A 6,615-nucleotide genomic window follows, 5' to 3' on the forward strand; every position below is an offset into this window, starting at 1 on the left:
TAATTTGGAGCACAATATTGGTATCTTTTATTAAATTTTGTTTTCAGTATAATAATTATACTTTTCATTATATTTATTAAAGGCATTAGCTTTATTAAATCTTTTTTTTGCATCAACTTTAGCATTTCGCGATAGGGTATGGCGGAGGTCTATATCATGTATGAGGTCTGCCAATTTTTCTGCGTATTTTTCAGTATTAAAGGCAGGAACTAAAAGTCCTGTTTCATTATTTTTAATCACTTCATTTAAACCAGGGACATCAAAGGCCAATGCTGCTGTGCCAGACATGGCAGCTTCTGCTGCAGTTAAGCCAAAACCTTCCCATCTTGAAGTTAGCATAATGATGTCAGCCATGTTATAATATTTATAAACGTTTTTCTTGTATCCCTCAAAATTAAAATAATTGTGTAGTTTATTTTCTGATACTAGTTGTTCCAGTTTTACTCTATCTGGGCCATCTCCTACAATATTAATTTTAAATGTTGTTACCTTTAGGTTGTATACTAAATATGAAATAATACTAATAACAAGATCAAGTCCCTTTTTTTGCATATCTAGTCTAGTAATCATGTAAATTTCAACTATTTCACTTTTAGGCTTTTCAAGCTGGTTTTTGTATATGTAAGGTTCTACAAAGTTGTATATTACTTCAACTTTAGAACTAGGTACGTTTAAATGTTTTTTTACGCCGTCTCTTACGTTTTTACTTATTGCAACTATATAGGTAGCTTTTTTGTTAGCAAAATATTTTTCAATTGAAGTTTTTAGTTTGTTATTAGCACCTCTACTAGTCCACCAAGGAGACATATCATGCTGCGTGTCAATAATAGGAGCTTTATGTTTAATTAAATTAAATGAAAGTAGGAGTTTCGTCAAAAATAAGTGTGTATGAATGAGGTCTGGATTAATTAACTTAATGTTATTTTTGAGTTTTTTACTAAGATTTAGTACCATGAATGGATTGCTAAAACTATAATTAAATTTTAGATTAACAACTTTAGCATCAATGTTAGATAATCTATCGGAATACAGATTAGACCCGAAAAACGATATAAAATAGATGGAATAACCTTTGAGATAGGCCTCTTCTGCTAAACCTACTGCAATGTTTTGGGCTCCACCAAAATCAAGAGTCGGAATTATCATTAAAATTTTCATAACGTTATAAATGTAAAATTAGGAAGGAGTTTATAATATAATTAATTGAGTTAAATAAAGTATAACTCGTCTACAATACATTCTGATAGTTTTTCAAATACACCTCAAAAGTTCTTTTAAAACTATGATTTAAGAGTATTTTTTTTCTAGCGTTTATACCTAACTTAAGAATTAAGTTCCTGTCATTTAATAATTTTTCAATTTCTTCAAATAAAATTTCACTATCTCTATTGGGAACTTCAATCCCACTATTTAAATGATCAAACCATTCACAAGTTCCTCCAGCATCAAAAGCAACAACAGCTAAACTAGCAAGCATAGATTCTGCTACACTATTAGGAAAAGTGTCTGGATAGGTTGATGGAATAACAGAAATATGCGCTTTTTTATAATTAGCTACAAGGAAGTCTCTATCTACCCAACCAAAAAATCTAATTAAATTATTTAGTCCAAGCTCCGAAGTTAGTTGTTTTAAATAATTTTCATCTGGTCCTTTACCAAAAATAAGCACTTCAAAGTTGCAGTAGCCTTTCTTTTTTAATTTTGAAACCACTTCTATGAGATATTTTACTCCTTTTTGTTTGGAAAGTCTACCGCTGTAAATAATTTTTATGGTTTCATTATCTATTTTTTTATTATCATCAAAATAGTCATGTTGTGGTGATGGAACTTTTATTAATTTATTTTTATCAATATTAGCTTTTGTGGCTTCATTTTTTACGTAATCTGAACAGTGAAATATACCTCTATATTTATGGACAGCTTCATTAATTTCAAACTTAACATTATTATAAGCATTAATTAATTGAATTGGATTTCTTGATTTTGTACACTTTTTTGTATAAGCATTTTTTATACAAACCAAGCCAAAATTTACATTGCAAGGCATATCATCACTCAACCAGTATTTAGCCCAACCCGGACAAACCAACATCGGTTCATGCATAGATCTAAAAGTTGGTAGATTAAGCTTTAATAATTTTTTAGTAATATTTGGGTAGGGTAGCGTATGAATATGAATTAATTTAATGTTTAGTCTGGCGATTAATTTGTTTAAAAATTGAGGTAAATCAGATATTTTATTGAGATAAGTAATATTTTCCTCATCATGAAGTTTTAGTTTTATTTTACTTTCTTTTTCTTCGATAAGTAATAAATAATTTTTCCATCCCGTTCCGCCATATTGGTTGAAAACATCTATCAGTTTTATAATATGATATTCGGCTCCTCCTCCTTTTAAATCGAAATTATAATGTACTCTTAATATCATTTATGTATTTATTTTAATTTATAGTTACGTTTTAGACTAATTAAAAACATAAATATTATTGGTTTAAAAGTTTTAAAATAGATTCAATACCAACAATGATGTCGCTATTAATATTATTAGAATTCATTTCTATTTTATTATAATTAAGATCTAATGTTTTAGCATGCTTAGAGTAAAATTCTTTAGACTCACTGTTAACCGGAAAAATTTCAATTATTCTGCATTGCTTCGGATTAACCCATAGTAAATTAGTGAGAGCGGCGCCGTGCATACAAATTATATTCTTTGCAGATCTAAATATTTCAATTTGTTGTTTAAGAGTTTTACCGCTAAGTGTATGTTTTTCAAAATGGTACGGCTTTAAGGCTTCAAGTAGTTCTTTTTCATTTATAACCCTTCTAATTTTTGCGTCTTCTCGACTGATTAAAATATTTTTCTTCGGAACAATAGTTTCAGATACATTGAATTGACTAATAGCAGAATTCTTTAAAAAGTCAAGATATTCGTTTGGTATATATCCAGCAGAGGGTATTTTATTATTTGTTTTAATTCTAGGTTGACTTAGATATGGTAAGTGTATGTAATTTTTACAAAAATAGCGCTTATATTTCGAAGCTTTATTTATAATTACATTTTCTGGAATTAAAGATCTTATTAAAGTCAAAATATCATTATTCCTTTCATGAGGCAATAATAAAGTGATTTCTTTGTCCTCAAAAAACGGATGTCTTAATGCCCATAGCCTTGGTAAGGTATCAATAAGTATGTGGAAATAATTTGAGGCAGAAAAGCATTTATCAATCGATGTAACAAATTCTGTGTTTATTTTTGAAATGTAATATTTTTTTAGGAATTTATTTTTGAAGTGTCTATCAATTAAAGTCTCATTAACAAATGTGTTTTCTATGATATCTTTTTTTGCAGCGACACTAAATTCAGGAAATAATATAACATTTTTAAATATACTTACTTCAATAATTCCTTTTTGGATTTCCTTGTTGTTATCCTCAATATAGAGGTCTTTATTGTTGTTTAGTGTTATAATAGCATCTGGTTTTAAATACGAAGCTTTATTATACACACCAATAAAATTACCAATTAAAAGATTTATTATTTTTTTAGCTTTTACTTTATTCATTTCAATTTGTGTAAACTCTGATTTATAATAGATACTTTGTTTTTAAATATTTGGTCCCAGGTAAATTGAGTTATAATTTTTTCTTGTAAGTTTCTGCCATACTTTGAATGTAGCCCAGAATAAGGAACAATGGATTCAAGTTGTTCTGAAAAATTTTTTGGTGTTCCATCAAAAAAAAGAAGTTCGTTTGGAAACCATAATTTCAAATTATGAATGTTAGGTGCTAACACAGTACAGCCTGCTGCACCATAATCGAATAATTTCATACAAGATTGGAAGGTTGGCGAACCGCAAATCAATCCAATTTGAAATTTACTAATTAGCGGCATGATATTGGTTCTGTCTACAAAGCCATGGTTTATAACCTGTATATTTAAATCTTTAATTCGCTTTTCAATACCTTGTAGGCCTGTTCCAATAAGATTAATTCTAATTAAAGATTTTTTACTAAAAATTTTTAATCCGTCTATTAAAACATCTAATCTTTGATGTTTAGCATACCTACCTATAAAACAAATTTCAGTAACTGCTGGAGAGGTTTCTTTTAAAGTTATTGAATTTATTTTTTTTAATTCTACACCATTTTCAACATTCGTCCAATTATTTTTCTTAATTCTCCAATAATCTCCATAACTTCCTACAAAGAAGGTGTGTCTAGAGTGAAAGTATGCTAGTTTTTCGAGAAATTTAGCAATGCTAAAAAAGTATGATTTATAATATTTGTTTCTACTCTTAAATTGTAGACCATTAGCTTCATAAAAGTGAGGAATACCTAATATATTACAGGCAATTAAGCCAGAATAGTTAAGATATGATGCTCTTTCGTATACAAAATTCGGTTTTTCGGTTTTTATGAGTTTTATTAAACTAGGAATTTGTATTAAAGTTTTAATTAAAATTTGAAAATCTTTAAGAGTGCCATAAATATTACCTTTCTTCACACTCGGTTTAATTACTTCTTGTTTGTTTTCTCTAGTTATATCGACTTTATAAGTTTCTATTTGAAATTTTTGCGTATTTAAATATGTCTTAATATCAAAATGATTGGATAAATGTTTAACACCCATTGAGATATGTTGAAAAGCTCCGGAATAGGGGTTTAAACAACCTTGTTCTTGAATTAAATAAATTCCATTTGATTTATGAGTGCTCAACTTTTATAAATTATTTGATTGATTTAATTATAAATTAGCTTAAAAGTATTTTAAGAAAAGATACTTTCGTTTTATTTCCTATATATGTTATTTAAATTTAAATACTATATTAAAGCATGCTTTATCTTTTAGTGTAGGAGGGATATAATATGTACCTTTGGTAGCGTCTAGTTTATACATAATCATGTTTAAACCATGATCTCCATTATGAATATCATATTTGGGAGTGTCTTCATATAATGACCATCCACCTAAACTTTTAAAAATTTCAGTATAACCACCATCAACTGAGTGATGAAAAAAGAAGAAAACTAATGCTGGTTTAAAAAGTTCTATTTTAATTGATAATCCCTTTTTAGGTCTATGTATCCCTTGAAATATTATTCCCCCTTCCAATTCCTGAGGTATGTAGTCGTAAGTATAATTTCTATCCAAATGTTGTATGACTCCAGGATTCATAAAATCATAATTATATTTTATTTTGGGATTAGTCGTAACCAACACATTCTTTTCTATTTTACTTACAAATTCGTTATTTGGCTTATATAAAAGTTTAAGATTCTTCGACTTACCATGAATTAGCTGTTTTGTTATTAAAAAGACAGTTGTAATTAGGAATAACAGGAATAGTATTTTATTAATTTTCATGAGGAATGGAATACAGTGCTTCAGTTTTTTTATTCATAAGGAAATTTCTTCTTAAAAGAATGTTCTTGATTGAATATTACACAATAATTACTTATTACTATTTGCCTCCCTTTAAATGGTTATTGTTGTTAATAATGGTGTTTAGCATTAATGATAGTTTTTTTGCTCCATTGCTATTTAAATGGTCGGCATCCTTAAAATCAGAATTTAAAAACAAATCATGATTCATGAAATTATAATAATTCACATTGTCAAATTTCAAAGCTAATTTAGTACCAGATGTGATAGCTTTATTTAACTGTTTTTTATTCATAAATTTTCTATATCCTTCATGAAGTGGTGTTGAAATAATAATCACCTTAACTCCTTTACTATGTTGTTCAGAAATAAAACTGCTTAACATTTCTAAGTTAGAATTTAACCACCTGTAGTCTATTGCAGTATCTTGTCTTGCAACTTCTTTCATTCGTGATAAATTAAGATCATATTTTGTTGAAGTTTCGGTGTACCAACCAACGTCATTAGTTTTTATATAAGGAGACTCTTTTTTTAAAAAATAATAAGTATAAAAATCATTTATTAAATTTATCCAATTCCTGTTTAAAATCTCTAAATTATCAACAGGAAAATCGTTGATATCCAGGTTGTAATATATATTGTAATTATATTTACCTAAAATCATAGTTTTTTTAAACAAATTAGCATAACTAATAGGAATTATTATTGTTTTAACATTTTTGAGATCTTCTTTAAACTTAGTAAAAATTCTAATATTGTAATCTAATGATTCACCTACTTGGGCTAAGTTAAAGCATTTAGACGTAATAAATTCTGGGTTTACTCCTAAATATGTATGTGAGTTTCCTAAAACAAGTGTCTCAATGTCTTGGGAATTTAAAGTCATATAGCTATTCTTAAAGCTATAATCATTTGGGATATTTCTAGCTCCCAACTCTAATAAAAATAAAGGAATGATTATAGGTAAGACTACAATTGAAAACTTTAGTATAAACTTTTTCATAATTTAAAATTGAAAGTAAATAAAATCACCTCCTGTTCTTCCACTAGCCCAAATAATAGCAAAAATTAAAAGGTAGTATGCAAGTATTCTTAGTGAAGGTTTTGCAGATAAACCTAGGTTTTCAATAGCATATTGGTCCTTTCTACCTAACCATTCTATTATTAGAAAAACGGCTAAAAATGCAAGAATAGGTATAGCTAGTGTTCCATCTTTAAAGTAAGGTACC

Annotated in this window: 6 protein-coding genes and 1 pseudogene; all 7 read right to left on the reverse strand. The window is 27.7% G+C overall.

Going from position 1 to position 6,615, the window contains the following annotated elements; all coding sequences use genetic code 11:
* Nucleotides 1–30: 30 nt before the first annotated feature.
* Nucleotides 31–1,158 (reverse strand): glycosyltransferase, encoded by a 1,128-nt coding sequence (locus A6I66_RS12280; RefSeq protein ID WP_067149707.1) that lies wholly within the window; start codon nt 1,156–1,158, stop codon nt 31–33.
* A gap of 70 nt (nt 1,159–1,228) precedes the next feature.
* Nucleotides 1,229–2,428 (reverse strand): glycosyltransferase family 4 protein, encoded by a 1,200-nt coding sequence (locus A6I66_RS12285; RefSeq protein WP_067149709.1) that lies wholly within the window; start codon nt 2,426–2,428, stop codon nt 1,229–1,231.
* A 55-nt stretch (nt 2,429–2,483) separates the two neighbouring features.
* On the reverse strand, nt 2,484–3,566 hold the full coding sequence (locus tag A6I66_RS12290) for a glycosyltransferase family 61 protein (RefSeq protein WP_067149710.1): 1,083 nt from the start codon (nt 3,564–3,566) through the stop codon (nt 2,484–2,486).
* A complete protein-coding gene (locus A6I66_RS12295; RefSeq protein ID WP_067149711.1) occupies nt 3,563–4,720 on the reverse strand; it encodes a glycosyltransferase family protein in 1,158 nt (385 codons plus the stop codon). The genes A6I66_RS12290 and A6I66_RS12295 overlap by 4 nt, the downstream gene beginning before the upstream one ends.
* 87 nt (nt 4,721–4,807) lie before the next feature.
* On the reverse strand, nt 4,808–5,368 hold the full coding sequence (locus A6I66_RS12300; protein WP_067149713.1) for a hypothetical protein: 561 nt from the start codon (nt 5,366–5,368) through the stop codon (nt 4,808–4,810).
* Nucleotides 5,369–5,465: 97 nt separating this feature from the next.
* On the reverse strand, nt 5,466–6,389 hold the full coding sequence (locus A6I66_RS12305; protein WP_067149718.1) for a hypothetical protein: 924 nt from the start codon (nt 6,387–6,389) through the stop codon (nt 5,466–5,468).
* A 3-nt stretch (nt 6,390–6,392) separates the two neighbouring features.
* Nucleotides 6,393–6,615, reverse strand: a pseudogene (locus A6I66_RS16780) (MBOAT family O-acyltransferase); the annotation flags it as partial.

This window comes from Pseudotamlana agarivorans (genome assembly GCF_001642835.1).
Taxonomy (GTDB): domain Bacteria; phylum Bacteroidota; class Bacteroidia; order Flavobacteriales; family Flavobacteriaceae; genus Pseudotamlana; species Pseudotamlana agarivorans.

Bases quoted from the DNA above. Each gene is read 5' to 3' on its own strand.
- A6I66_RS12280 (WP_067149707.1), bottom strand. From the start codon at position 1,158: ATGAAAATTTTAATGATAATTCCGACTCTTGATTTTGGTGGAGCCCAA.
- A6I66_RS12285 (WP_067149709.1), bottom strand. From the start codon at position 2,428: ATGATATTAAGAGTACATTATAATTTCGATTTAAAAGGAGGAGGAGCC.
- A6I66_RS12290 (WP_067149710.1), bottom strand. From the start codon at position 3,566: ATGAATAAAGTAAAAGCTAAAAAAATAATAAATCTTTTAATTGGTAAT.
- A6I66_RS12300 (WP_067149713.1), bottom strand. From the start codon at position 5,368: ATGAAAATTAATAAAATACTATTCCTGTTATTCCTAATTACAACTGTC.
- A6I66_RS12305 (WP_067149718.1), bottom strand. From the start codon at position 6,389: ATGAAAAAGTTTATACTAAAGTTTTCAATTGTAGTCTTACCTATAATC.